The 25589-nt window shown below is 52.4% G+C and carries 16 protein-coding genes; 9 read left to right on the top strand and 7 right to left on the bottom strand.

The genetic code is table 11. The features are described 5' to 3' along the window. Positions 1 to 298: 298 nt before the first annotated feature. Positions 299 to 3094: a tetratricopeptide repeat protein gene (locus tag DRW39_RS19845; RefSeq protein WP_116108837.1), complete on the bottom strand. Its 2796-nt coding sequence runs from the start codon at positions 3092 to 3094 to the stop codon at positions 299 to 301. Between the two features lie 193 nt (positions 3095 to 3287). On the opposite strand from DRW39_RS19845, the gene DRW39_RS19840 reads away from it, so the two are divergent. Further along, positions 3288 to 5030 (top strand): erythromycin esterase family protein, encoded by a 1743-nt coding sequence (locus DRW39_RS19840; protein WP_116108836.1) that lies wholly within the window; start codon positions 3288 to 3290, stop codon positions 5028 to 5030. 178 nt (positions 5031 to 5208) lie between these two features. Further along, positions 5209 to 5802 carry a tyrosine-type recombinase/integrase gene (locus DRW39_RS19835; RefSeq protein WP_116108835.1) on the top strand — a complete coding sequence of 198 codons (594 nt, stop codon included), beginning with the start codon at positions 5209 to 5211 and terminating at the stop codon, positions 5800 to 5802. 40 nt (positions 5803 to 5842) lie between these two features. Here the strand turns inward: DRW39_RS19835 and DRW39_RS19830 are convergent, their stop codons facing one another. Next, the gene (locus DRW39_RS19830) at positions 5843 to 6790 is read right to left on the bottom strand and encodes a restriction endonuclease (protein ID WP_116108834.1); all 948 of its coding nucleotides are present in this window, start codon (positions 6788 to 6790) and stop codon (positions 5843 to 5845) included. A 283-nt stretch (positions 6791 to 7073) separates the two neighbouring features. Here DRW39_RS19830 and DRW39_RS22360 point away from each other — a divergent pair, with 283 nt between their 5' ends. The 4 genes from DRW39_RS22360 (at position 7074) to DRW39_RS19810 (ending at position 14093) form a co-directional block, all read left to right on the top strand. Next, positions 7074 to 9824, top strand: a complete 2751-nt coding sequence (locus DRW39_RS22360; RefSeq protein WP_157976241.1) for a class I SAM-dependent DNA methyltransferase — start codon at positions 7074 to 7076, stop codon at positions 9822 to 9824. Between the two features lie 45 nt (positions 9825 to 9869). After that, on the top strand, positions 9870 to 11969 hold the full coding sequence (locus DRW39_RS19820) for a DEAD/DEAH box helicase (RefSeq protein ID WP_116108833.1): 2100 nt from the start codon (positions 9870 to 9872) through the stop codon (positions 11967 to 11969). Beyond that, positions 11962 to 13176, top strand: coding sequence for a GIY-YIG nuclease family protein (locus tag DRW39_RS19815; RefSeq protein ID WP_116108832.1), 1215 nt, complete (start codon positions 11962 to 11964; stop codon positions 13174 to 13176). The genes DRW39_RS19820 and DRW39_RS19815 overlap by 8 nt, the downstream gene beginning before the upstream one ends. Before the next feature lie 101 nt (positions 13177 to 13277). After that, positions 13278 to 14093 carry an AbiJ-NTD4 domain-containing protein gene (locus DRW39_RS19810; RefSeq protein WP_157976240.1) on the top strand — a complete coding sequence of 272 codons (816 nt, stop codon included), beginning with the start codon at positions 13278 to 13280 and terminating at the stop codon, positions 14091 to 14093. A 173-nt stretch (positions 14094 to 14266) separates the two neighbouring features. Here DRW39_RS19810 and DRW39_RS19805 read toward each other — a convergent pair whose 3' ends face one another. Next, complete coding sequence (locus tag DRW39_RS19805) at positions 14267 to 15970, bottom strand: alpha/beta hydrolase-fold protein (RefSeq protein ID WP_198664960.1); 1704 nt, start codon at positions 15968 to 15970, stop codon at positions 14267 to 14269. 64 nt (positions 15971 to 16034) lie between these two features. Further along, positions 16035 to 16850, bottom strand: coding sequence for an AraC family transcriptional regulator (locus DRW39_RS19800; RefSeq protein WP_116108829.1), 816 nt, complete (start codon positions 16848 to 16850; stop codon positions 16035 to 16037). A 435-nt stretch (positions 16851 to 17285) separates the two neighbouring features. On the opposite strand from DRW39_RS19800, the gene DRW39_RS19795 reads away from it, so the two are divergent. Both DRW39_RS19795 and DRW39_RS19790 read left to right on the top strand, forming a co-directional pair. Then, positions 17286 to 18221: an IS1595 family transposase gene (locus tag DRW39_RS19795; RefSeq protein ID WP_116108828.1), complete on the top strand. Its 936-nt coding sequence runs from the start codon at positions 17286 to 17288 to the stop codon at positions 18219 to 18221. 9 nt (positions 18222 to 18230) lie between these two features. Further along, the gene (locus DRW39_RS19790) at positions 18231 to 19232 is read left to right on the top strand and encodes a P63C domain-containing protein (RefSeq protein ID WP_116108827.1); all 1002 of its coding nucleotides are present in this window, start codon (positions 18231 to 18233) and stop codon (positions 19230 to 19232) included. A 1196-nt stretch (positions 19233 to 20428) separates the two neighbouring features. On the opposite strand, the gene DRW39_RS19780 is transcribed toward DRW39_RS19790, so the two are convergent. Then, positions 20429 to 20779, bottom strand: a complete 351-nt coding sequence (locus DRW39_RS19780) for a hypothetical protein (protein ID WP_116108825.1) — start codon at positions 20777 to 20779, stop codon at positions 20429 to 20431. 809 nt (positions 20780 to 21588) lie between these two features. Here DRW39_RS19780 and DRW39_RS19775 point away from each other — a divergent pair. Continuing rightward, entirely contained in the window at positions 21589 to 22515 is a 927-nt protein-coding gene (locus tag DRW39_RS19775) for a T9SS type A sorting domain-containing protein (protein ID WP_116108824.1), read from the top strand. 164 nt (positions 22516 to 22679) lie between these two features. Here the strand turns inward: DRW39_RS19775 and DRW39_RS19770 are convergent, their stop codons facing one another. Both DRW39_RS19770 and tnpC read right to left on the bottom strand, forming a co-directional pair. Then, entirely contained in the window at positions 22680 to 24050 is a 1371-nt protein-coding gene (locus DRW39_RS19770; protein WP_116108823.1) for a transposase, read from the bottom strand. Positions 24051 to 24489: 439 nt separating this feature from the next. Further along, positions 24490 to 25589: IS66 family transposase (gene tnpC / locus DRW39_RS19765; RefSeq protein WP_116108822.1), on the bottom strand; the 1100-nt coding region annotated here is incomplete at its 5' end.

Below are 25589 nucleotides of genomic sequence, written 5' to 3'. Positions count from 1 at the left end.
TCGGACAATCGCTTATAGTTGTGTGGGCCAACGAATTGGTTGGACTCCGGGGGCAACCGTGACCCTGCAACGCCTTCTGTGAATAGTGCTACATCGCCTCCATGACGGAGGGTCACGAAAGCCAATCACAGGAAGCAGTACCTAAACGTCAACTGACTAACTTGGCTCCGTGGTCTGAAAATCCGAGGTACTATAAAGTGCAACCTGTGACAGCAAATTCAGTCCTCCTATTTACCATTTGCCGACGTAAAAGTCGCGCTCAGCACACTCGCCTTCAGTTCTTATTGTCTCAGGTACCCTACTGTAGTTCTTCTAAATTTTTGACCACTATATCATAGTACGGGCGGTAAGCTTGGGGGTCATCCACGGCCAACTCGTGGTAGATGGCCAGGGCCTCGGCGTAGTTGGCCGCCGCCGCTGAGTAGTCGTCTTGATCGCTTTGCAGAATAGCCAGGTTGTTGAGTATACCGGCCACGTACGGGCGATAGACACGGGGATTGTCCACGGCCAGCTCGCGGTAGAGAATTAGGGCCTCGGAGTAATTGGCCACCGCAACCGCATAGTCCTTCTGATCACTTTGCAAATTAGCCAGATTGTTTAGTACCATGGCCAAGTATGATCGGTGGGTTTGGGGATTGTCCACGGCCAGGTCGCGGCGGATGGCCAAGGCCTCGGCGTAGTGGGCCGCCGCCGTGGAGTAGTCCTTCTGAGCTCGCCTTAGGTTAGCCAGATTATTGAGCGTTACGGCCACATCCGGGCGGTAGACACGGGGATTGTCCGCGGCCAGATCACGGCGGATGGCCAGGGCCTCGGTGTAGTTGGCCGCCGCCGCCGAGTAGTCCTTCTGAGCATGCTGGAGAAGAGCCAAGTTGTTGAGCGTTACGGCCACGTCCGGGCGGTAGGCACGTGGATTGTCCACGGCCAAATCACGGCGGATGGCCAGGGCCTCGGCGTAGTTGTCCGCCGCCGCCGCGTATTTATTCTGAGTCCGCTGAAGATTAGCCAGGTTGTCAAGCGTTCTGGCCACGCCAGATCGGTAGGCACGTGGATTATCCGCGGCAAGCTCGCGGCGGATGACCAGGGACTCGGCGTAGTTGTTCGCCGCCGCCGCGTAGTCGTTCTGATGCTTCTGTAGAAGAGCCAAGTTGTTGAGCGTTCTGGCCACGCCAGGTCGGTAGGCACGTGGATTGCCCGTGGCCAGCTCGCGGTAGATGGCCAGGGCCTCGGCGTAGTTGTCCGCCGCCGCCGCGTATTTATTCTGAGTCCGCTGAAGATTAGCCAGGTTGTTGAGCATTACGGCTATGCCCGGGCGGCAATCGCGGAGATTATCGGTGGCCAGGTCGCGGAGGATGAGCAAGGCCTCGGTGTAGTTGCCCGCCGCCGCCGCGTAGTCGTTTTGATCATTCTGCAGTAGAGCTAGGTTGTTGAGCATACTGGCCACGCCCGGGCGGTAATCGTGGGGATTGTCCGTGGCCAGGTCGCGGAGGATAAGCAAGGCCTCGGTGTAGTTGTCCGCCGCCGCCGCGTAGTCCTTCTGAGCCCACTGTAGGCTAGCCAAGTTGTTGAGAACACTAGCTTCTGAGCCTCTCGTGGGTGCAAGCGGAAGACATTTACTGTAGACTTGAATACCGGATGCGATTTGGCGATGCTCCGCTAAGAAAACCCCATACTCGTAAAACGAATCATAATGGTCCTGAATCTCTATAGCATCACGGTAATACTTGTCTGCAAGTTCATACCATCTATCGGGTCGGTTCACGATGACAACCTTTGCTTTTATGATTAGCTCAGCGGCATAATCCTTGCCCCTTTGCTTGTAATTTTCAAGGTCTGAATAGATGTCTCTCTCATTTAAAACTGCATCAACTTCTTCATACCTGCCAGCGGCAAACAACTCTTGAACCTGTTCAAGGCGGGGTGTCACGGGCGTATCCTCTCTATCCAGCTGCCGAGCTAGATCAAGTACCTCAGTAACGAATTCCTTCAATTCCTCTTCTGCTTCTAATCTTTCATCATGTACTGCAAGCAATTTGATCTGAGCAAGATTCAGACTTCGTGTGCGATGACTCAGGAAAGCTGAAGGAGCCCTTTGTACATCTAGCTCGCAAAAATTTACATACTCCTGTGCTTCTACTGCCTCTCCTTCGAGTTGCTGAACGCGACTGGTTAGCTTTTGATACTTTGCAGACAGGACAATTCCATGTGCATTTTCGACTACCAACTCTTGGGCTTTCCCTTGCTTTACCAGAGCAATTAGCTCATCCAACTTTACATTTTGGTGATCGGTAATTTCGCGAATTTGGCGTGTATCATTGCGAATTTCTAGTACCAAATCTAGTATCTCATCCACTCTAGCTTGCATGCCGTCATACTGCTCAGCAAAGCGTTCTAGTTCTGTCAAGACTTCATTCACATCAATAGAAACCGAGCTAAGGTCGTGGGATAATTCGACTAGATAGTTTTTCTGGATCAATCGAAGAAGTCGTCCGTTACCGGCTTTTAGTTCTTCCGTGAAGAAGGCACAAGTGAGTTCGTACCAGTCCATCTTCTTGCCGTGATCAAACCATCCACTAACGATGCTGGCAACTAACCGAGCATCCTCTCCCAGTTTCCAGCTTTTGCTTTCCAGTTCGGTTAAAACGGTTTGCTTTAGGGCAAGAACGTACTCACCCTGCCGCTGATCGGCGGAAACGTTTTTAGATTCCAGTAGATACTGGTACTGATTTGGCCAGGTGTCTTCCGGAAACTGAATCGTTGGTTGATCTAATAGGCGAAGCTGTTCCTTTAGGTAGTTCGTTAGTTTTCCTAGATCTGCCGCAGTTCTAGAGCCGAATTTACTTTCCTTAATATAGGCTTTTCGCACATGATCCGCGGCCAAGAGAGTTGCTTTCAGGTACGCGCGACGAGTGGCCCGCTGGATATCATGATTGACGGGTTCTCCCGCTTGCCTTTTGATTCGTGAATAAAGGCTGCTGGTTCCTTTGCACAACAGGCTGTCCGCACGGCTGCCAATGATTCCGCCGATAACGGTTCCAACTAAAGTAGCCATCTGGAATTGAGAAGCAATGGCTGCAGTAATCGTAAGGATAGGCATGTCAAAAGGAGCTGTCTACCAAATATACGTCGCTGTCTGTCGATCTTGCGCGTGCAAAAACTAGGTTATACTTTGTGTAGACGTGTAACCTAAAAACAGATAGATTCAGATCTACCAGAAATTCAAAAATGGGTTAGACTCTTTACTTCTGTACTCTGGTCTGTTGTTATCTTCCTTACGAAGCAACAAGGGTATGAGGAACAACCAAACTATAATTGCTAAGGGGACGATCTGGCTTTTACTGCTGACGTCACTTGCAGCCTGCCGAACGGAAGCGCCGTTTATAACCAATCAGTCTGACCTTACCGGACTCAATCTCGGGTTTGAGGATACTACTGCCGCCGGCCGTCCTGCCGAGTGGTTTTTGGCCGGTCAGGCCGGAACGGTAGAGTTGACTACTGAGGCAGACTACATCCATTCCGGGGAGCGTGCCGTGCTGTTCGTTTCCGACACTTCAACTGATGCCCGAATCAACTTAGTTTTTAATTCTGTACTCACCGACGTGGTGAGTGATCGCTTGACGTTAACCGTGAAGACCAAAATAGTCGGAGAGCAGGCCCCGCAATTCGGTTTTTATACACGCAAAATTACAGAGACCAGCCAGGGGGTCGCGGTTTTAGACACTCTGAGTAATCAACCTGTAACAACCGGGTGGCAATTACACCAACTGTCGTTTAGTGAGGCGCAATTGACTGGGTACATTCTCGAATTTGGTTTTTGGGTACGGGGCAAGGGAAAGTTGGCCCTGGACGACTTCACCGTGCATGTCGACGGCATGGATTACGCCGAAGCACTTCACCGGGCGATCCCCGCCGTACCGGACACGTTTATGCAGCAGGTTAAAAACGACCTGATTGAACTACCAAACGGCGAACCGGGTAACTACCCTTGGCTTCGCAGCGCTGTCGGGGATGCCAACATCGTCCTGCTGGGGGAGGGAACGCACGGCACGCACGAGTTTTTGGAGCAACGCCTGAATATCACCCGCTTCCTGATTGAGGAACTAGGATTTCGCGTAGTTGCGTTGGAGGCGAACATGCCAGAAGCCGATCTACTGAATGCGAACCTAGCCTCCGCAACCAGGCGCGATTCTTTGCAGGCATTGATTGATCAGCTCCACTTCTGGATGTACCGTAGTGAGGAATACCTCGACTTCTTCCGGTGGGTACAGCGTTACAACTCCCATCACGATCACTCGGTGGCCATCCGCGGCGTGGACATGCAGTCTGCCGAGGTAGCCTTGAACGAAATTGCCCGCTACGCTGATGACGCGCACGATCCTGTACTGCAGCGTTTGGTGGACAGCGTAACCATTAATGTTACGCGGGCTTCCCTACCCGTCGTCGCGCCGGCCCAGCGTCTGGTAGAATATCTAAGAGAGCACAACTACGGAAATGGCGGTGAATGGCTTCACCAGTACGCGCTAGTCGCCCTACACGCGTTGACCCTGAAGGGACTGCCTCCAGGAGCGAAATACCGGGATGAAAAAATGGCAGAACATGCCGTGTGGCTTGCCGAGCGGGCGGAGAACGAACGCATCGTGATCTGGGCACATAACGGGCATATACAGCTTACCCACGATGCCATGGGTGACTGGCTAAGCCGAGGAATCTACGGGAATCATCTGGTTAGTATCGGAATGACCACCGGCCGGGGAACCTACCGCGCCGTGGATCCATGGACTTGGAGTATGATCGATGAAGAACTGAAGCCGGCACCTCCGGAAACCTGGGAGCACTACCTTCAAGGAATGGGTATACAGGCGCTGTTTCTTGACCTACGTCCCCTTCGTTCGGCGCTGACTACCCAATCCCAACGACGGATGCGAACCCTCGGAGCTATAGCGACTCCCAAGCAGTTCTTTCCGGCTGATCTTGGTAGATCGTATGATGGGCTTATCTACATCGACAGTACCGTAGCTGCTACCCCTTATTAAAGTTGTATCGTAAAGATTCCCAGGTTGCACTTTGTGTATAAATGTAACCTAGCAAAAACACTTACTTCCTTGTAGGTCAGTCGGTTAAGTGAAACGACATCCGGCATTTTCGTTTTTAGGTTATATTTCCCTGCGCAGACGGCGGTTTTTGTAACCTCCCAGTCGTACCTTAAAGAGGATGGCAAAACCGAGACGCAAAAGCGCCACCGCCCCCCTGCGGTGGACCCAGGCCAACACCCTCATTAAGGGGCTTATGGCCGACCGCTGCTACAATACCGCCCTGTTGATCGGTGCCGGCATCTACTTCGGACTCCGCATCGGTGACATCCTCCAACTCCGGTGGGATCAGATTCAGGCGAACCAGTTCGTCATCAAGGAGGGTAAGACCGGGAAGGAAAGAACGGTTGACGTCCACGCTAACTTCTTGAAGCTGGCCAGGAGGGTAGGGGGGCAGCTGAAGATTTCCGCTGATCACCCCGGCTTGGTCTTCGTCCACCAGCGGAGTGACGGCAACCGCGAGAAGGCGATCTCGGTGACGGCGGCCAACAAGCGGATCCGGACGGCCTTCGCGACCTACGGAATTGACTCGCAAAACGCCAGTTCCCATACTCTGCGTAAGACCTTTGGCCGGCGCATCTACGAGAACAACGGGCGGAGCGAGCACGCGCTAATCCTGCTGTCCCACATCTTCGGACACCGGGATGTCGGGGTGACGCGGCGGTACATTGGGCTGACGCAGGAGACTATTTCTAGCGCTTACCTTTCATTGTGAACTGTTCCGCTGCTATTCCTACGACAGGGATTATACTAGCTTACACTACGTCCCCCTCAAAGTAATCGGTGTCTACTCGCTTAACGTGGTAAGTTTCACGGATTGAGACACCGACGTTGTAGTCAATCATCAACTGGGTGAGCTCGTTACCATCAATGAGTACGATACGGTAGTCAATCCGGTCGAGATAGTCACGCGCCGTACTCGCAAAGGTGGATGTGGTAATGAAAATACCTTTTCGCACACCATGGGGTGCAAGAGCACCGATGAATCGCTGGATTTCAGGACGACCGATCGCCGTAGTTTCGTAACGCTTGGCTTGGATGTATATGCTGTCGAGTCCAAGTTTATCCTGGTTTATCACCCCGTCGATACCCCCATCGCCGGTCGCCTGTGTCACCATGCCGTTTTCCGCCTTCGCGCCTCCGTAACCCATAGCGATTAGTAAATCGACGACCAGTTGCTCAAAGAACTGGAAGGTGTTGGCTTTGATTTTCTCTAAAAGCTCATCGGCAACGGCCTTGCGAATGCTTTTGTAAGCACTTGCTAAGCGAATTTCGGGAGTGTCCTGTTCGGCAGGCGCAAAGAAGCTAGGCGTCGAGGTAGTATCTGCTTCTGAACTTTCGCCATTTCCATCTACCGAGTGAAAGGCCTTAAACTCATCCGAGTACCCGCTCAAGAATTTCACGTCAAGCCTGCCCTTAACCGAACTGAGCACGCTCTTCCCTTTCTTAGTTATTTTGACGTACCCACGGGCGGGTTGCTCTACTAAACCTGCCTTCTTTAGGTAGGTCTTTGACCAGGCAATTCGGTTGTGGTAAGTCAGTTGCTTCCCACTCGGAATTTGCTCCTGTCGCGCAGCATCACTTAGGTCGAAATGATCGGCGAGTGATTCGTACAGATCGCGAACGTGGAACGTTTCTCCGTTGCTAATTGCTTCCAACAAAGGCCGGAAGAACGTCTGGAAATCGGGTACAGTATCGGTCATGATTCAAATCTATACTACATAGTGGGTCTAGGCTACGGTAGCCGTTACCGAGGTCAAATTATCAAATAGGTTCGGTTGGATAGGTACTAAGGCCGCTAGTTAGCTACAATTGCCGAGTAATTGCACATTGCTCTGGGTAACCACAACAGTACTGAGGGTGCATAAAATGTCGGACGGTGACTTCACCAAAAACCGACTACCGCACAATTACTAACTTGCCGCTAAGCCAATGGTGGGGTAGTTAGATACTTTGTTAGCCCCACGGAAAAGCCCTAGGAATCAAATGAGTGCAGTAGAAATAGAGGAAGCGGTAACCGAACTCGTCAATCAAGTCTTCGACGCGGCCGAGTTCCCTTTCGCGTTTTTGGAAGCCTACGGCAATAAGGCTACTACCATCAAGCGCCTTCGCCAAGGCAACTCCAACAAGTCAAGCCTGCCCGGCGGCGTACTGCAACGCAACAACATCCACCTCGCCGTTAGCGCCGACGGTGAGGTTACCGACACCCTGCGACAACTCTCCGACGCTCCGGAAACCACCAAGCAGAAGGCCAAATTCATCCTCGCCACCGACGGCCAGGAGATCCAAGCCGAAGACCTCGTCAACGGCGACACGCTGGCCTGTGCCTACGGCGACCTGGACCAGCACTTTACTTTCTTCTTCGAGCTGGCCGGGATCAGCACCGTCAAGGAGATCCGCGAGAGCACCTTCGACATCAAGGCCACCGGTCGCCTCACCAAGCTTTACCTCGAGCTGTTGCGCCACAACCCCGACTGGGCCGGCGCCGACCGCCGCACGGAGATGAACCACTTCATGGCTCGGCTCATCTTCTGCTTTTTTGCGGAAGACACGAGCATTTTCCGGAGCGATAACCTCTTCACCGGCACCATCGAGCAGATCAGCGACCCCGACGGCGGCAACGTCCACGAGATCATCGCCGAGTGCTTTCGCTCGATGGACACCCACTTCACCAAGAAAAACGAGGCGGACATCCGCGTCTGGGCCCGGTCCTTCCCCTACGTCAACGGGGAACTGTTCTCCGGCTCGCGGGACTGCCCCCGCTTCACCCGCATCGCCCGTACCTACCTGCTGCACGTAGGCCGGCTGAACTGGAAGCAGATCAATCCCGATATCTTCGGCTCTATGATCCAGGCTGTGGCTGACGAGGACGAGCGTAGTAGCCTGGGCATGCACTACACCTCGGTACCCAACATCCTCAAAGTCCTCAACCCGCTCTTCCTGGACGAGCTGCGGGAGCAACTAGAAGCGGCCGGCGACAACCGCCGCAAACTGGCCAACCTGCGCCGGCGCATCTCCCGTATCCGCGTTTTCGACCCGGCCTGCGGCAGCGGCAATTTCCTCGTCATCGCCTACAAGCAGCTTCGGGAGATCGAATACGCTATCAACCAACGGCGGGACGAAGCCGATCGCAAATCGGAGATACCGTTAACGAACTTCCGGGGTATCGAACTCAAGAGCTTCTCGGCCGAGATCGCTCGGCTGGCGCTCATCATCGCCGAGTACCAGTGCGACGTGCTTTACCTAGGGCAGCAGTTGGCGTTGGCGGAGTTTCTGCCGCTGGATTCGCAGAACTGGATCACCTGCGGCAACGCGCTGCGTATCGACTGGCTATCGGTCTGCCCGCCTGCGGGGGAGCGCGTAGAGATGCTGGGGGATGACCTCTTTAGCCGACCGACGGACCAGGCGGAGGTGGCGTTTGAGAATGAGGGTGGGGAGACATTTATTTGTGGGAATCCGCCTTATTTAGGTTTCACTTGGCAATCGAAAGAACAAAAAGCTGATCTCGAAAAAATTTTTGAGAGATACACGAAAACATGGAAATCTCTTGACTATGTGTCCGGGTGGTTTATGAAAGCGGCAGAGTATGGCACACAAACCAAAACAGTTGCAGCTTTTGTATCTACAAATTCAATATGCCAAGGACAACAAGTACCCATGCTTTGGCCATTGATTTTCAAGACTGGGAACGAGATATCATTTGCACACACTTCATTTAAATGGGCAAATCTAGCTAGCTATAATGCTGGGGTTACAGTTATTATCGTTGGTATTACATCTGAAGAAAGGGATACAAAATTCATCCTCTCAGAAACAGAAAATGGAGAGACAATTAGAACAGAAACTAATTATATTAATGCTTATTTAGTCCCTGGCTCTAGAGTCATAGTGTCTACAAGATCTAAGCCAGCAGGCGATAAATCAATTATGGAGTGGGGTAATAAGCCTACTGATGGAGGCAACTTATTTCTTACTTCAGATGAGAGAGATTATGTGTTGAGTAAGGCACCAACAGCTCAGAAATTTATCAAACGGTTTTTGGGAGCGCAAGAATTCATCAATGGACTGCAAAGATATTGCATTTGGATAAACGATGATGAGCGTGTTGAAGCGGAAGATATAGTAGAAATAAAAAAACGGATTGATGGAGTAGCTATGATGAGATCGGCAAGTAAAGCCGCGTCAACGAGACAGTCTGCAGCGTTTCCGCATAGATTTAGACAGATACAATCAATCGCTCGTGATCATTCGATAGTTGTAGCTAGAGTAAGTTCTGAAAACAGAGAATATCTACCTGTTGGTCTTGAATCTAAGTACGCTATCATCGGCGACCGAAACTTCGCCCTCTACGACGCCCCCCTTTGGAACCTAGCTCTCATCGCTTCCCGCCTCCACTGGGTCTGGATCGGCACTGTTTGCGTTCGTATGCGAACCGACTTCTCTTACTCCAATACCCTCGGCTGGAACACCTTCCCCCTTCCATCCCTTACCGCCACGAACAAGGCCGACCTGACCGCCTGCGCCGAAGAGATCCTACTGGCCCGCGAGCGCCACTTTCCGGCCACCATCGCCGACCTCTACGATCCGGAGAAGATGCCGGAAGACCTCAGACGCGCCCACGGCCGCAATGACGAAGTTTTGGAGCGTATATATATCGGCCGGCGCTTCAAGAACGATACAGAGCGACTGGAGAAACTTTTTGAACTGTATACGGAGATGACCGCTAGCAAGGCCTAAAACACTGCACCTGCGTCCCCGCCCTTAAATTTCGATCTTACGACCATGTCCGAAAGCAAGCAAAAAACCCGGTCCTCCCTCGCCGTCAACTACAGTTCCACGGGCAGTTCCGTCAAGTCCAACGAACTCGGCATGCGCGCCATGCAGGAACGCGCCTACGCGATGCGGGGCGAGCAGTACCTGCTCATCAAGTCCCCCCCGGCGTCGGGTAAGAGCCGGGCGCTGATGTTTATCGCCCTCGATAAGCTGAACAAGCAGGGCGTCAGGCAGGCCATCATCGCCGTACCGGAGAAGTCGATCGGCTCCAGTTTTGCCGACGAGCCGCTGAGCGAATTCGGCTTTTACTACGACTGGTCGGTGGAGCCGCGCTGGAATCTGTGTAACGCGCCGGGGGAAGACGGCAGCAAGGTGAAGTCGGTGCAATCCTTCCTGGAAAGCGACGACAAGGTGCTGGTATGCACCCACGCCACCTTCCGGTTTGCCGTGGAGCGCTTCGGGGTGGAGGTCTTGGACAACCGGCTGATCGCCATCGACGAATTCCACCACGTCAGCGCCGACGACAACAACGTACTCGGCAGTCAGCTGCAGGAGCTGATCGCACGCGACAAGGCCCACATTGCGGCCATGACCGGCTCCTACTTCCGCGGCGACGCCGTACCGGTACTGCTGCCGGAGGACGAGGCGAAATTCGAGACCGTCACCTACACCTACTACGAGCAGCTTAACGGGTACGAGCACCTCAAAACGCTTGATCTTGGCTACTACTTTTACCGGGGTGCCTACGCCGACGACATCCTCAAGGTGCTCGACCCCACCGAAAAGACCATCGTCCACATTCCCAACGTCAACTCTCGCGAGAGCATGGGCGACAAGATCAAGGAGGTGGAGCACATCATCCACGAACTGGGCGAGTGGCAGGGCGTGGACCCGACGACGGGCTTCCACCTCGTTCGTACCTCCGCCGGCAACATCCTCCGCATTGCCGACCTAGTAGACGACGATGCGAGCAAACGCAATAAGGTGGCCGCGGCCCTCAAGGCCCCGCAGGTGAAAACCGACCGCGACTACGTCGACATCATCATCGCCCTGGGCATGGCCAAGGAGGGCTTTGACTGGGTCTGGTGCGAGCACGCCCTCACGATCGGCTACCGGAGCAGCCTCACCGAGATCGTCCAGATTATCGGCCGCGCTACCCGCGATGCCAACGGTAAAGTCCGCGCCCGCTTCACCAACCTGATCGCCGAGCCGGACGCTTCCGATGAGGCCGTTACCGACGCCGTCAACGATACCCTCAAGGCTATTTCCGCCAGCCTGCTGATGGAGCAGGTGCTGGCCCCGCGCTTCAACTTCACGCCCAAGCAAACCGACAGTGGCCCAAAGGAAGGCTACGACTACGGTGAGCGGGGTTACCAAAAGGACGAAACCAATCTCGGCTACGATCCCAAAACCGGTCAGTTCGATATCGAAATCAAGGGCATTACCGAGCCGAAGACTCCACAGGGCAAACGCATCTGCCAGGAAGACCTCAACGAGGTCATCGCCGCCTTCGTGCAGGACAATCAGACGGCCGAGCGCGGTTTTTTCGACACCGAACTCATTCCCCAGGAACTCACCCAGGTACGGATGGGCAAGATCATCAAGGATAAGTATCCTACCCTCGATCCGGAAGACGTCGAGGCCGTACGTCAGCGGGCCGTAGCCGCCATCAATATTGTGCAGCAAGCAAAACGGGCAGCACAGGGAGAGAATTTAGGCGGGGACGCAGGAGCTAGCAACGTAGGAAACAGCAATAGCAGCGAACCGAAGGCCAATACCGCTTTGCTCGACGGCATCCGTAAGCTGGCTATGGACGTCCGCGAACTGGAGGTCGACTGGATCGACAGCATCAACCCCTTTGCGCAGGCGTACGCCATCATCAGTAAATCGATGGACGAAAAGAGCCTGCGGGCAATGGCGGAGGTAATCACCGCAAAGAAGCAGCGCATCGATATCGACGAAGCGCGCGAACTAGCAAAGCGGGCGGTCCAGTTCAAGCGGGAGCACGGCCGGCTTCCCGACCTGAAGTCTTCCGATCCCTGGGAGCAACGGATGGCGCAGGGCATTGCCGTACTGGCTCAACTAAAAGCAGCGCAGAATAATGGCTAATAGGAGAGAATTCACCGAGGAAGATGATGCCCTACTGGAGGAGCTGGGCGTAGAAGTTGAGGTTAAACAAACGAAGCAATATACTAACCGGGAGCAGCGCATCATCGCCGGCTTCGAGGAGATCCAACGGTTCGTGGAGGAACACGGCCGCCTGCCCCGCCACGGCGAAGACCACGATATCTTCGAGCGCCTGTACGCCGTGCGCCTAGACCGGATACGTAAGCAAAAGGATTGCCGGACGCTGCTGACGGATCTCGATCCGCAGGGCCTCCTGGCCGCAACGTACGACGCGGACCTCACGGTAGCCGACGACCTCGACGACGACCAATTGCTGGCTGAACTGGGCGTAACGCCCGACGCCGAATCATCGATCAAGACCCTCCGTCACGTCCGCTCCCAGGCCGAAAAACAGGCCGCCGAGGAGATTGCCAACCGGACGGTGTGTGAAGACTTTGAGGACTTTCGGCCGCTGTTTGAGCGGGTGCAAAAGGAGCTCGACGCGGGCATTCGGGAAACCATTCGCTTTCGCAAGGAGGCTGGGTTCACTAAAACTCAATTGAAAGCGGCTCAGTTTCTGATTGTCGGTGGTCAGGTAGCCCACATCGCGGAGGTAGGGGAAGCGTTTAAGGCCCCAAATGGGGAGGAGGATGCTCGTTTGAGGGTTATTTATTCAAATGCCACTGAAAGCAACATTCTCCTGCGGTCCCTCATACGCGCCATGTATAAGGACGAAACCAGTCGCTTCGTTACGGACCCCAATCAGGGGCCGCTTTTCTCTGGCGACCTAGCCGATGATGATCAGCAGAGTGGTACGGTATATGTACTGCGCAGCCTATCGGATCATCCGATGATTGTTGAGAATAGGGAGGTGGTACATAAGATCGGTGTAACTGGGGGGAAGGTCAAAAGTCGCATTGCGAATGCGGAAAACGAGGCGACTTTCTTACTGGCCGGGGTGGAGGTCATAGCCACCTACCGACTGGCAAATATCAACCGCTTCAAGCTCGAAAAACTGCTTCATAGCTTCCTCGAGCCCGCCAAACTAGAGATCAACATCAACGATCGCTTCGGTAAGTCCGTGACGGTGAGGGAATGGTTTTTGGTTCCTATTTTCATCGTTGAAGAGATGGTACAAAAAGTTATGGATGGTACTATCAAAGATTATTGTTATGACCCTGCGTCGGCAAGTGTCAAGCGCCGTAATTAGTCTAGTCCTCTTTCAATCTCAGGATGATCTTCCCCTCTGAGAAAATAACAGAGGAGATTTAGATATGGGTGCTAGTATACCTCTCAAGCAAGATCTGGATTATGCCACCTTCATTTAGTGAAAGAAATAACTACCAGGAGCCCGCCGTGCCAATTACTGTCAGGGAAGACGCACCTGAAGAACTGTGTAGTTTCGTGGTAAATTCCGCTTTACACTCCAGTCTTACACTAAAGCCGCTGCGAGCGCTAGTCTGCCATGCTGTGCATAGTGCCCCGTTCAGTGGTAATTGGCAAGAGAACGGTTGGATGCGACAGGAGATCGAGGGACATTTGCAGGGTAACTCTTGGTTTTATACCTATGATGCTATTGAGTTGATCGTGGACGCTTTGAAGGAAGAGGAAGCTGACGAATTTACTCGAAGTATCAATTCCTTCTTCTTGAGGAATGGCATAGGCTGGCAGCTAGAACAAGGGGAAATTATTTTCCGGGGGGATGATCAGTTTGAGGCTTTGAAGGTGCGGGCTGTCGATGCGCTTGCTGCAGCTAACAAGCCAACTGCAAAAGGCGAAATCCACGAGGCAATTAAGGACCTTTCACGACGGCCTAAACCTGACTTAACCGGTGGAATTCAGCATGCATTGGCGGGCCTAGAGTGTGTCATTAGAGACATCACTGGACAGGATAAAGCTACTCTGGGTCAACTAGTAAAGGAAAATCCAGATGTATTGCCTAGGCCATTAGGTGAGGTCGTTGCAAAGTTGTACGGCTACGCTAGCAATAATGGAAGACATCTTCAGGAGGGTATGCCACCTAGTATTGAAGAAGCTGAACTGTCAGTATCTATTTCCGCTAGTCTGATTACTTACTTGGCAAGGAAGAACTTTCTGGGGAAGGAAGCTGATGATTTTAAATGGTAGGATGACTGAGGAAAGGCTCAGATCGACTTTTCGCACTCTACTTAGCATAAAGAAACCTAGGGCTTCAAAATCCTTCACGGAAAAATTTAGAAGAGCCGTGAGTTACTGTAGAACCCGAGTTCCCGCACAAGTGTCTACAGCTTATTTGTTTTCAGTTTGAGCCGCAATTTACCTTAATCTAGACGGTGGATTTGAATGACATCTACCCAAAGTTGTTCCCGGTCGTGGCCGCGTTTAAAGCCCCCTAGTATCAGCTGCTTATCATAGCGTACGTCACTTTCCGCAGCGAGTGTTCCGTTTACATAAATCCTCACCGGAAGGTCCATGTCTACCATTTCGGGCGAAATACGGATGGTAAGGTCGCTGATGCGTGAAGTCTTGAGCCGAAAGGTATTGTCCGCGTACTCGGCGACGACCTTACCTGACCGGCGAGGAAAATCGAACGCTTCGCGGTCTACTACTTTGGTGACCAGACTATCTCGATCATCGTACTCCAACCATTCCGAAATAACGAAGTTGCGTGATGGCTGGTGCCACACCGCAGCTTCTGCCAGGGTGTCCAGCTTCATGTCGGCAAGCCAGTCAACCGTCCCATAGTAGTTATCATCGAACTCCCAGGTTAGTTTAGTGGGGTAGGGGTCGCGCTCTCGCCGAGCGAGGTCGGTAAAAAGCAGAGCAAAGGCTTCCTCAGATTCATCAAACCGGGGAAACCAGTGCGGAAACCCTGCAAAGCGCACGTCTCGGTAGTCAGCCCCTATTCGCTTCAGTAATAGGCTTAGACTATCGTGCGCCACAGCCGGATAGTAGTAGTCCTGGTCGGTAGAGAAATTCAGGAAGGGGCGGTTCAGGGCGTTCTCTAAGAACGTGCCCCCGGTGAATACCTTCGGATAGGTATTGAAGCCGTAGAACCCCGCAAACAGCGTAGGCTGCTTCATAAGGTAAGAGAATGATCCCGTTGCGCCATTCGAGTGCCCCGTAACAAAGACTTTATTATCATCTACGTTGAGCGACTGCTTGAGTTGGCGAACGAGCGTGGGTACCATAAAGAACCCCGCATCCGAAGTCATCCAGTTGTAATCCCGGCTACCCTTGGGAAACACGAGAATTACCCCGGCGGAGTCGGCGTACTCGGTGTAGAAGCGGTTGTCCCCCGTCAGTACGTACTTGCCCGTTTGGTACTCTACAAGGGCATTCCGCCGGACCGCCCCGTGCAGGAAAACTAGCACTGCATACTGCCTTTGCGGACTGTAGCCCGGTGGTAGGTGAACCAGGTAGGAAGTAGCGGTGCTGTCGTTGATGGGTAGGCTGACGGAATAGTCGCCGGCTTCTTTCGGCAGATAATTTTCGAACCTACTAAGCTGTTGGTAAAGCGCTGCGCCACTAAGGCTAGTGTCTGGAAGGAAAGCTGGCGCGGCAAGTAGTGCCTCTTCCCGGTCACGCAGGGCAGCGTAGAACGCATCCCTACGCTGTCCTTCCCGAGCTACTAAAGTCCGCCACCGCGGGTCGGGCAGTAAGTTCGAGTAATCCGATTCACCGTACTTACCAACGACAATCCGCCACCGTGTCCCTTCGGGATCGGGTAGGCTCAGTAACTGCTCCAGGTACAGAAACGCGGTATCAAGGGTTCCAAGCTCACCGGCAAGCACGGAAGCCTTATACAAGCCGCTCCATTCTATACTGTCTGGAAACTCGGTAAAGGCTTCCTGGTAACGGCGTAGTGCTAACCGATAACCCAGCGAATCAAACTTGGTAGTTTTGTTTCCCTGATATTCCCACATTGTTTCCAATGCGGTACGCGTCATGGTGGAGTATGTCTTCTGAGCGCGGGCGGTAACCGAAAAGGATAAGAGGACAAGCATTACAATTAGGGGGCGCATCGTCAGTGTTTTTACCCCAAGGTACTCTTGTGATGGCGCCGAGAATTGTACGATTGGGACACGCTCACCGCAGCCGGTGCCAAAAGAGACCCGCATTGCCGGGTTGCTCGCCCCGGGCAAAAAACTGCCGGGGAGCATTTTGGGTCAGTCCGCGAAAGAGTTTGATCATGTGAGCTTGGTCACTGAAGTTTGCGGCGTAGGCCAGCTGCGTCAAGTTGTTCTCGTCGCTGCCAGACAGCCTGCGATCCATCACACTTCGCAGGACGATGATTTTGTGAAATCTCTTCAGCGAGACTCCGATGGTATTCCGGAACACCCGCAGAAGGTGCCGGCGGCTAACTCCCAAATCCCTGGCCATCTCCGCTACAGAAAAATGGACGGGATGGTCGAATAGGTAATTTATGATGCTCGTAACCAAGTCCGGGGGGCGGGGTACGTAGCGACTCTTGAGAAACCCGTCCAGGTAGGACGACAACAGGCGGGTATCGTCGGTCTCCAGAATGTAGCTAAGCTCCCGGTCCGTGAAGAAGGGATAGGTGACTTGGTAGGTGGCAAAGTCTACGTTCCGCCAGAAGTGCTGGATTCCGAGAGCGTGAAAAACGATGACGACACGGTGTACCGCTCCGATCTGCCGAACACGCAGCACGGCATCGCGCACCGGAGTGAAGATTTGGGCCGGCGGCGCCGCAGGGTCATGTACGATCTGACCGACTCCGGGCATCCGGTGAGCGGCGTAGAGGGAAAGCGTATTGTTGTAGTGGGGAAAGCACTCAAAAGTAGTCACCGTGTTTTCCGGTTTCCGCTCCAGATAGTAATAATCAACGTGTTTGGCTACAGCAGCATCGAGCGGAGAAAAGGTTTGGAACGTGGTGGGCAGCATGTCGGCGCGGTGATCATCAGTAAGGACGAGTCAATCATCCTGGGAGTTGCGTGCGACGCCCCAGTATGAGCAAGCATGCCAATCAGAATACGTCAAAACGAGATTTCCCCCCCCGGTGGCTTTGGATGGAAAAATGCGATCAAATGGTACGGCGGGGGAGGCCCTCCAAACCCTCTACTTAACATAAGTATTATTATGGGCATGAAGTAAGTGGCTGATTTTCAAAGGAAAAATTGAAAAATTTAGTTATTATGTTAAGTAAAAGCAGATTTGTCGAAATGCTACTATGGCTTCTGCTGAAGTGGCGAGATCCAGTCCGTCTCCAGAAAAATCCGAGCCAAAAACGTTTAAGGCGATTATATACAACTATACACCGATAGGCTTGCATAAGTGTAAATAACTACTTATCTTTGATGTGCACCCAACGCACTAAAGATGATCAACACTGACTTCGACAGCCTTCTTTCCCTCATCAACACGTTCTCCGAGGAGCAGACGTGCATTGATCACTTAGAAGGTCTTCGCTGGAACGGTACGGTAGTTTCGCCTTTTGACGAAGCCAGCAAGGTCTACAACTGCAAGGGTAACCGTTACAAGTGCAAGAACACCGGCAAGTACTTCAATGTCAAGACCGGAACCATGTTTGACAACACCAAGATCAAGCTGCAAAAATGGTTTATGGCTATTTGGTTGATCACTTCCCATAAGAAGGGCGTCTCTTCCGTACAATTGGCTAAGGATATTAAGGTAACCCAAAAGACTGCATGGTTCATGTTGCAGCGCATCCGCGCTTGCTTCGGCATTGACGACAGCGACTTGCTAGACGGTGAAGTCGAGGTTGACGAAACCTATGTTGGTGGGAAGAACAAGAACAAGCAAACCAAAGGCTCCCAAGGGCGTAGCACGAAAGACAAGACGCCAGTGGTGGGTATGGTACAGCGTGGTGGCAAAGTCGTCGCTAAAGTCACCGAAGGCGTTGCAGGGAAGGATATAAAGCCGCTAATTGAGCAGCACGTGGATACTTCCGCGCAAGTCTATTCGGACGAGTGGGGCGCTTACAACGCTATCCGGGGAGCGTACAAGCTGCAAGTCGTAAAGCACGGCGAAAAGGAATACGTTGTCGGTTCCGCACACACGAATACCATTGAGTGCTTTTGGTCGGGGCTTAAGCGTAGCATCATCGGTGTTTACCACCATGTTTCTAAGAAGCACTTGCAGAAGTACGTTGACGCAAGCTCGTTCCGCTTCAACACACGTGACCTAGAAGAATCTGCCCGCATCAATCAGCTACTGGCTAATTGCGCAGTGCGCACCAAGTACCATGTACTTACCAGTGATCAACCTGCAAAGCAACTTCCCTTACCCTTTTAAACGAAAACTATGTCTAACACACCTTTGATTAAAGCAACTCACCAAGGCGAACTAGAGGTAAACGACCTTACAATTACCTGTGCCGTCCTAGAAGACGGTACGAGGGTCGTATCTGAAAGGAGCATTGCCGACTCTATTGGAGCGGTTGCGTCAGGCTCTTATTGGCGAAAAAGGAAAGAGGGGGGCGCCAGCAAGCCGCGCTACTTGTACGCTAGGTATTTAGACCCTTATATTTCGAAGGATTTGCGCGAAAAGGTCTCATTGTCAATCGATTACCTCTCGGTGAGCCAGGTTGAATCTACGGGGTTACCCGCTGAGTTGCTGCCGGAAATATGCGATGTGTGGGTAAAAGCGCACCAAAAGGGCGCCATCCCTGAATCACGGCGCGAAACGGCTGAGAACGCCTACAAGCTGCTTAAGGGTTTTGCGACAGTAGGCATTATAGCCTTAGTCGACGAAGCAACGGGATACCAGCACGAGAGAGAGCAAGATGAATTGCAACGAATCTTAAAAGCCTACATCAGTCCCGAACTGTTGCCGTGGCAAAAGCGGTTCCCGGATATTTTTTACAAAGAATTGTTCCGTCTAAATGGGTGGGACTATACAGTAAAAGGCATTAAAAAGAGGCCCGGCGTGGTCGGAAGATGGACAACGACTTTGGTCTACGACCAACTCCCCGACGGAGTTGTCGAGGAATTAAAATCCATGGTGCCTAAGAGCGAGGCCGGCAACTATACCGTAAGGTGGCACCAAGGGCTAACAGAAAATATCGGTAGCCCCCATCTAGCTGCTCAAATAAATCAAATCATTACTCTGTTCCAGCTATCTGACAACATGAAACACATGTGGCAGCAATTCGCAAAGCTTAAGTCAAGACAGGCGGGGCAACTTGAAATACCCTTTAGTTTTGACGATAAGGGGCGAACTGTTGAGCCAATTGACAAAGAGCAGTTAACTGATTTTGATAAAGGGCTTGTAAAAGCATTGCAATACAATCCAAAAGATAATTGATTTTAACCACATTATTTAACGCCTAAATACATAACACTATGGGCAGAGTAGCCGCTTACCACGGGAAAAATAGGGACGTGTACCATAATCATAGCGATTGCTGGGACGGTAATAACATTGAAAAACGGAACTTGGTGAAGGGGACCGGAGGCAAGAAACAATGCAGCACTTGCGCCAATCTTTTTAAAAAGTAAGCGCGGCGTCGTTTCGATAGAAGGTCTTATCGGGCCGATTGCACTGGTAGTCGAACACGGCTTCCCAAAACGGTGAGGAAACTTCTTTGTCTTGGTTGACCGTTATGGTCCGCCGAATCTGGCACAGGGGCACTTCGTTTGCTAGACATAGGTATGTCGCTTTTATCCCTTCGTATTTATCCCCATAGAACCTTATTGTAGGTTCTGGGAAAGAGTGCCCGGGCCCGCCCTCACACGATTCAAATGTTTCTACGCCGTTAGCCCGAAGAAACAAAACGTACTCTTTGATACCGGACTCAAGGCTATTTTCATCAATTGGTGGCAATTCCATTTTAATATATTTTAGTGTAGAATTGTATATAATCGCCACGTTTAAATGGGGTAAACACCGAAACAAGTAATCAAGTTACCCCCCCCCCCGAAATTGTGGATTCCAGGCTACCGGTGGCCACGTGGTTGCGCCGTTAAAAGTTAGCTTTCGGTTGCAGCTGTGGCAAGAACGCCGGTCGTTAAATTAATCATCATCCGTGAGGGCACCGGATCGGCGGGCACCGGGTGATTTCTGAGTCTGTTGAGCTGCCTTACGCAGACGGGATCTATAATACCTCGGGTCCTCAGACCACGGAGCCAAGTTAGTTAGTTAAAAGTTAGGCGGCGTTTTTGTACCGCTGGATTGGTTTTACCCGGCCGATACCTTGGTGATCCTGGTGATGGTAGCGGTGAAGCCACTCTTCGATTCCCTGATAGAGTTGGCGACCGTCGTCGGCCGGATTCAGGAAGATGTGTTAATACTTAATCCTACGCCAGAAGCGCTCGATGTAGATGCCTGCTAGTGCTCTGCCCTTGCCGTCCATGCTGATGGCGATGCCCTGGTCTTTGAGATAGTGGACGTACTCCACACAGGTAAACTGGCTGCCCTAGTCGGAGTTAAGTATCTCGGGCGCCCCGTACTTGGCCATGGTCTGGTAAATCACCCCCAGGCTGACTTCTGCCGCTAGCGTATTAGATAGCCCCCAGGGGTGCGTAGTACACACTGCCTCGGCTAACGCTGAGTAGTCCGCATTGCCGTCGCACGGGAAGGGGAACGGCCCGGTCTACTAGCGAGCGTTTTACTTCAGCTGGTCCCACTTGGCTAAGCTTTTTTTTTAGAAAGTCGCGCTCCATCTCCAGCTGGCCGATCTTGGCGTAGAGTTCCTTCGCTTCTGCTTCCGACACCTGGCCGGTCTCAGGGGGAGAGGTCGGAGTGCCTTTTCCCGGCTCGAAGACCTGTTCGGAGCCGGCGATGAACTCCTGCTTCCACTGACTGATCTGGTTGGGGTATAGCTCAAATTTCCCGGCCAGTTCGGCCCGCATCTGTCTTTATTTTAGGGCTTCAATGGCGACTTTGGCCTTGAAGGCAGTGGTGAATTTTCTTCTCGATCGCTTCATAATAAAAGTTAAGTTTTCAACTTAGCTCGTGGTCCAATTTTGTCGAGGTATTATAGTGTATTATAATCCACCGGCTGGTCCGCAGTTAATTCACGCTGAACTTACTTAATCGCTACGGGGTAAATCTCGGCGTAGCGGCGTGCGGAAAGATTAAATCGAGCCTAGGTAAAAACGGAGAGTTCAGCCGTGGCCAAGTTGCGATTCAGCTTGATGATCTCGAAAAAGGCCGCCTTCCAGTCCTCCTACTCCTACAACCGCCGCAGGGCCATTGTAATCTAAATCACCGCTCTGGACTTGTCAGCCCTGAGTGGTGGCTTATTTAATGATGATGGCTATCTTAGCGGATCAACTGCAGCAGGCCGCGAATCAGGCTTTCCGTATACTGCTTGGCAGGCTAAGGGCATAGGTGAACTGTGGAGTAGTCTGCGCACTGTCTAAACGTACCGCCACCAAATATGTAGGAGTTGCACGTCAATATTGCCGACATTCCAGTATCAGGCTGATCTGACCAATAGGTAGAACTGATACTTAGTATACCCATCTCGCACCCCTACCCATGAACGGAACGATTAGAGCTTAGCGCTGGCTACACCATCTGTACTTATACAACAGCGCCGAAAGGACTACCAATTTCTTAAAATGCTAATCAAAATGCACAAAATTTTTTGTTTTTGATGCCGTTGGGTAAATTGTAGTGTACAAGAAATACTTTCACACTCCGTAAAGACTTTATTATGCGCGTACTCAATATTTTTACATGGTTTCTGCTGGTATCAAACTACTGTTATGGACAATATTTGCCAATAGCGATTGAAAATACCCACTGGATTGTCTTTGATGGTAACGGTATTGATATCGACGGCAGTTTGAACAGACACTATGTGCTATCAATACGGGGAGATTCAGTTATAAACGATACACTTTACAAAAAATTAATTATTCGTGAGTACCTTCCTCCCAGTCAAAACATCCTTGATGCTGTTCCACCCTATCTCATCAGCGAAGACCCAACGTTGTATGCCCTGCTTCGCGATGATACAACTCTGCATAAATTGTTTGGCCGTGTTCCCCGCACTCTTTTCAAGGTGGATCATATATTGACAAGTGATACCCTCATCCATGACTTTTCAGGTAGTCAAGGCGATTCCATTAAGGGATACTATTTCCGTTCACCAATGCATATTGACTCTGTAGTCAATCGTTCTTTGTTTGGGAAAACACGTAGTACTCAAATAGCCGTGATGGGAGGTCCTCTAGACGAATTTTACGAGGGGTTTGGTATGATCGGTGGCGGACCCCTCACATATTATGACACCTTGCGAACAAACAGTGGGAATCCCGTAGTTATCGACTATTGCATTGGAACTGATGCACAATGTCACCTTGATGAGAGTACATCTCTATTGTCGTATCAAGAATCAGAAATTAAAGTTTTTCCATCTCCTGCTGATTCGTGGATTACTGTCAGAATACCAAGTCTAAGCGCATCTAAAGCCGAAGTGACTATTTTAACTATTGATGGAATATCAATAGAAACTGATGTTATACCCCCCAATGCAAAAGAAGTATCAATTTCCCTGCAAAACGTACCACCGGGGTGGTATTTCGTAGAAATTAGGCAGGGAAACGCGCGTTGGATGAAAAAAATGGTTCGTGAATAATGGATTTATATTTATATTTTTGGAAGATACTCACCAAAATGAACTGTGACCTCGGGTGAAAGTTTAGGCTATTCGCTTTATTCGATCCAATAAGTTCGTTTATCAACTACACCTGTAGTAGAATGTGTTAGGCCTAAGCTTGACTTTAGCCCTTTCGAGCGAACTCACGCGGCGGCATCGACCAGCAATTGCTCCAGGTAGTCAATCCTTGCTTTTAAATTTTGAACCTGACTGCTCTGCGGTGAAGTTGAATAATTGCCGGCCGCCCATATCTGCCTACGTACTGCAGCCAGGATCGTCGAGAAGGTAAAGGCCTGCTTTGGGTACCAAGCCGTGGTTGCCAATTTGATCTTTTGGGTTACAAATAGGGGCTTGGCCAGTAGGCAGATTACTGACTTGAGTCCCAATAGCAACGGCGTACTTCGCTCTACCGCCAGATCCGACCACTGCCGCTGGGTCTCCACCCCGAGGTGTCGGCGTACCTCCGCAAAAGTTACTTCCACGCGCCAGCGTCGCACAAAGAAGCCTACGATGTCGACGGCCGCAGCGTTTCGGTCCGTACACGCCAACAGCACCGGATCGAGCTTGCCCTCAGGATCTTTGATGAGCACCCAGCGTAAGGGCACTTTTTGATCGCTACGCCGTGACCAGATAGCATCACCAAAGGTGATGACCATCTGCTTATTGGCGTGGCCATACCACTCGGTAAATACTACTTCGCTCCATTTAATCCGCCGATCGGTGAGCCGCTTGGTCATACTCAATATCCGTCCGCCGATCTTTGGCTTGGGGCCTCTCTTGCCGGCTACCCGTGCGGGAGGAAAGTGAAAGAGCCGGGCGTCCAGGCGCATCCGGGTAATCAACCCTACCCCGCAGGCGGTAGCTCTGCCCATTAGCTCATACGTGGCGTAAGTACCGTCTCCAACCAGGTAAACCGGGCGGTGGAACGAAGGCGTGTACCGGGCTAGCCAGGCTAGAAGCTGGCCGGCCCAGTCCAAGAGGGTTTTGTGTTGGCGGGGTTCATCGCGCTGCTGCCAGTAGCGTTCGGAAGGGCACAGAGCGGTCAGTATGGGCAGGGCCCAGCAGCCCTTCGTCAACCAGGGTAGCGGAGCCAGTAGCATTAACGACATCCAGCGCAAACCGCTGCATTTGACAAAGTGGGAACCGGAAGACCGCACCGCATCCCGGTAGATACCCCGCTTGCGAAGCCGGCCACCCCAACGACGCTCGATCGTCTCGTCGATCCCGAAAACTAGCGGTATACCCGGCCCAATAAAAGCGTCTACCAAGCTAACCAGCAGCAACTCACTCAACCGCAGCGCGGACCACTTATCCTTACTCAAGAATCGATGGTACTTATGAAATCGTTTCTCCTGGGCCAAGCCGAGGCCGCGCAGGCAGTTGCAAACCGTCCGACTACCCGGGCAGCAGATGGCACCCAGTAGCAGCGTCTGGGCTTTTCGCCATACCCGGCTGCGGAAAGCAGGAGAAAATGCGGATATTACCGTCTGGAACTCTGGTGGAAAACGAAGCATAATTGGGGAGGTCAGATACCTCAATTTACTTCCCACCGGGGTTTCTTCAAATCCTAGCCCTTCGTTAGAAAAGGGCTAAAGTCAAGCTAAGGCCGTGTTGTTTGATCGTGAACTACCTGTTTAACCAGGGAAGCTGATGTATATTTAATATTTTAGACCGGTAAGTCAGACATCGTCATAATCGTCGTGTGACAAAATTAAGCTTCGTAATTTCACCTTATAGTTCAAGGTCGCCGTGGCGGCCACTTCGGAGCATTGTAGTCTAGTGGAGTTAGTTAAAAAACACCAGCTGGCTCCGGCCTAGATTAGTACCTGGAAACGAGAGCTACTGGCCGGTGGCTCGCAGATTTTTGCCAAGCCCGTCGGTCTGGATCCGCAAACGCGCGAGGACGAGCTGTTGAGCATCAGTAAGCGTCCGAGCAACCCCGTGTTGCTCACTTCACTCTTCTTCCGTACCGGCCTGCGCGTTAGCCATGGCCCACTGATGCGGCAGTAGCTCCTCCAGGCGGTTGACTGGATGGTCTGCGATGCGTTCTAAGACGTCCCGCAGCCAGTTGCAAGGGTTGACCCCCAGTCTTTTACAGCTGGCAAAGAAAGAGTACAGCATCGCCGCCCGCTGCGCCCCGGCGTGGGAGTCAGCGAAGAGGTAGTTTTTCCGGCCCAGCGCCAGCGGTCGGATCGAGTTTTCGATCAAGTTATTGTCCACTTCTATACGATCGTCGGCGAAGCAGGGCTTCAGACGGGGTAATTGATCTTTGGCATAGTGCAGGGCCTTGCCGATGGCCCCGCTCGATAGGTTGTTGCGCTGCTCGTATGCCGCCCAGTCCAGTAGGGCTTCGTAGACCGGCAGGCTCAGCCGCCGCCGCAGGGCCAGCCGTTCGGCTGCCGACCGGTTTTGGCGTCGGCAGTGGGCCTCCACGTGGTAGAGAAAGCCAATGGCCGCCAGCGCCAGTTCCGCTAGTTGCGGATGCTGCTCGCGGGCGTCGAAGAACTTGCGCCGGATGTGCGCCAGGCAGCTCACGCCCGTGACCCCCGGATGCTTGCGCAGGTAGGTCTCATAGGCCTTGTACCCATCCGTCTGCAGGTAGCCCGTAAAATCCGCCAGTCTTTCCATCACGCCGTGCACCCCGCGCCCTTTACGGTAGTCAAAGCGCACCAAGCCAGATCCAGGGTCCCGATACACCCACTGGTAGCCCAGGTGGGCTTTGCCTTTCTTTTCCGATGCCAGTACCTTGATCGTCGACTCATCTACCTGCAGGTAGTCCGCTTCCACTACCGTTGTGAGCAGCTTCCGATAAAGCGGCTCGAGCAGGCTGCAGGTGGCGGCGAACCAGTCATTGATCGTCGCCTTGTGCACCACCCAGCTGTGATCGCGCTCGAAGCGCTGGATCTGGCGGTAAAAGGGCAGATGATCGACGTACTTGGCCACGCAGATCTCCGCCAGCAGCCCCGGTTCCGGGATGCCTTTATCGATCGGTCGGCTGGGTAAGTCGGCGATGATTACCGTCGTGGAGCCGTCGGCTTCCTCCCGGGCGTACT

The organism is Lewinella sp. IMCC34191 (assembly GCF_003390935.1).
Classification (GTDB): Bacteria; Bacteroidota; Bacteroidia; order Chitinophagales; family Saprospiraceae; genus Neolewinella.
Note: the sequence above shows the minus strand (reverse complement) of the source record. Positions and strands in the feature narration are given on the sequence as shown.

Coding starts and splice junctions, on each gene's coding strand:
- DRW39_RS19845 (WP_116108837.1), bottom strand. CDS start 3,094: ATGCCTATCCTTACGATTACTGCAGCCATTGCTTCTCAATTCCAGATG.
- DRW39_RS19840 (WP_116108836.1), top strand. CDS start 3,288: ATGAGGAACAACCAAACTATAATTGCTAAGGGGACGATCTGGCTTTTA.
- DRW39_RS19835 (WP_116108835.1), top strand. CDS start 5,209: ATGGCAAAACCGAGACGCAAAAGCGCCACCGCCCCCCTGCGGTGGACC.
- DRW39_RS19830 (WP_116108834.1), bottom strand. CDS start 6,790: ATGACCGATACTGTACCCGATTTCCAGACGTTCTTCCGGCCTTTGTTG.
- DRW39_RS22360 (WP_157976241.1), top strand. CDS start 7,074: ATGAGTGCAGTAGAAATAGAGGAAGCGGTAACCGAACTCGTCAATCAA.
- DRW39_RS19820 (WP_116108833.1), top strand. CDS start 9,870: ATGTCCGAAAGCAAGCAAAAAACCCGGTCCTCCCTCGCCGTCAACTAC.
- DRW39_RS19815 (WP_116108832.1), top strand. CDS start 11,962: ATGGCTAATAGGAGAGAATTCACCGAGGAAGATGATGCCCTACTGGAG.
- DRW39_RS19810 (WP_157976240.1), top strand. CDS start 13,278: ATGCCACCTTCATTTAGTGAAAGAAATAACTACCAGGAGCCCGCCGTG.
- DRW39_RS19805 (WP_198664960.1), bottom strand. CDS start 15,970: ATGCGCCCCCTAATTGTAATGCTTGTCCTCTTATCCTTTTCGGTTACC.
- DRW39_RS19800 (WP_116108829.1), bottom strand. CDS start 16,850: ATGCTGCCCACCACGTTCCAAACCTTTTCTCCGCTCGATGCTGCTGTA.
- DRW39_RS19795 (WP_116108828.1), top strand. CDS start 17,286: ATGATCAACACTGACTTCGACAGCCTTCTTTCCCTCATCAACACGTTC.
- DRW39_RS19790 (WP_116108827.1), top strand. CDS start 18,231: ATGTCTAACACACCTTTGATTAAAGCAACTCACCAAGGCGAACTAGAG.
- DRW39_RS19780 (WP_116108825.1), bottom strand. CDS start 20,779: ATGCGGGCCGAACTGGCCGGGAAATTTGAGCTATACCCCAACCAGATC.
- DRW39_RS19775 (WP_116108824.1), top strand. CDS start 21,589: ATGCGCGTACTCAATATTTTTACATGGTTTCTGCTGGTATCAAACTAC.
- DRW39_RS19770 (WP_116108823.1), bottom strand. CDS start 24,050: ATGCTTCGTTTTCCACCAGAGTTCCAGACGGTAATATCCGCATTTTCT.